The organism is Mesorhizobium sp. M1A.F.Ca.IN.020.06.1.1 (assembly GCF_004023265.1).
GTDB lineage: Bacteria > Pseudomonadota > Alphaproteobacteria > Rhizobiales > Rhizobiaceae > Mesorhizobium.
The window spans coordinates 1-1177 of record NZ_RZSR01001348.1 but is presented as its reverse complement, the minus strand read 5'-3'; the positions used below and the strand labels follow the sequence as shown (position 1 = coordinate 1177).

Below are 1177 nucleotides of genomic sequence, written 5' to 3'. Positions count from 1 at the left end.
GTGCTGGCCGAACGCGAGCTCGATTATGTCGCGGCGGCAAAGCTTCGCCACGAAGGCGCGCTGCACACGATGTTCGTCGAGATCCTGCCCAACGTGATCCCGCCGATCCTGGTCGAGACGACAGTGCGTCTGGGCTATGCGATCTTCGCCGTCGCCACGCTCTCCTTCATGGGCTTCGGCATCCAGCCGCCCTCGCCCGACTGGGGACTCTCGATATCCAGCAATTACGGCATGATCGGCGGCGGCTTCTGGTGGACGGTGCTGTTCGACGCGCTGGCGATCGCCTCGCTGGTGATCGGGGTCAACCTGGTGGCCGACGGCGTCCATGGAGCGTTCAATGACTGACAGGAACGCGCTCGAGCTCAACGATCTCTCGGTCGCCTATCGCGTCGGGCGCCGCAACCGGGCGGTGCTGCGCAATGTCAGCTTCAAGATCGGCCGCGGCGAGGCCTATGGGCTGGTCGGCGAATCCGGCTGCGGAAAGTCCACCGCGGCGCTGTCCGTGGTCCGCTACCTGCCGCGCAACGGCTCGATCACCGGCGGCTCGATCGCGCTCGACGGCCGGGATGTGATGAAGCTCGATGCCGAGGCGCTCAGACGCGCCCGTGCGGAAAGCGTCTCCATGGTCTATCAGGATCCCGGCAAGGCGCTGAATCCATCATTGCGCATCGGCCGCCAGCTCACCGAGATCTTCGAGCTTGCCGGCATGTCGGGACAGGCGGCGAGCGACAAGGCGATCGCGATGCTCAATCTTGTGCGCATCTCGGATCCGGCCAGTGTCATGCAGCGCTACCCGCACCAGCTTTCCGGCGGCATGCAGCAGCGCGTGGCGATCGCAATGGCCTTGGCCAACGACCCCTCGATGCTGATCCTCGACGAGCCGACGACGGGTCTCGACGCCACGGTCGAAGCCGAAGTGCTCGACCTCATCGCGCAACTGCGCCGCGAGCTTTCGGCCTCAATCCTGTTCATCAGCCACAACCTCGCCGTGGTTTCCAACATGTGCGACCGGGTCGGCGTGCTCTATGCCGGGATGCTGGTCGAGGAAGGCTCGACCAAGGACGTCTTCAACGATCCGCGCCATCCCTACACGGTCGCCTTGCTGCGCTGCCTGCCGCGCGGCGGCCAGCGCAAGGACCAGGGCCGGCTCGACACGATCCCCGGCTTCCTGCCCGGC

The 1177-nt window shown here is 65.9% G+C and carries 2 protein-coding genes; both read left to right on the top strand.

The window, feature by feature from the left end:
• Positions 1-345 (top strand): ABC transporter permease subunit (locus tag EOA60_RS33890; RefSeq protein WP_164899804.1); only part of this gene is annotated, 345 nt, incomplete at its 5' end.
• The coding region (locus tag EOA60_RS33885) for an ABC transporter ATP-binding protein (RefSeq protein ID WP_245502693.1) at positions 338-1177 on the top strand (840 nt) is incomplete at its 3' end. The genes EOA60_RS33890 and EOA60_RS33885, both read left to right, overlap by 8 nt.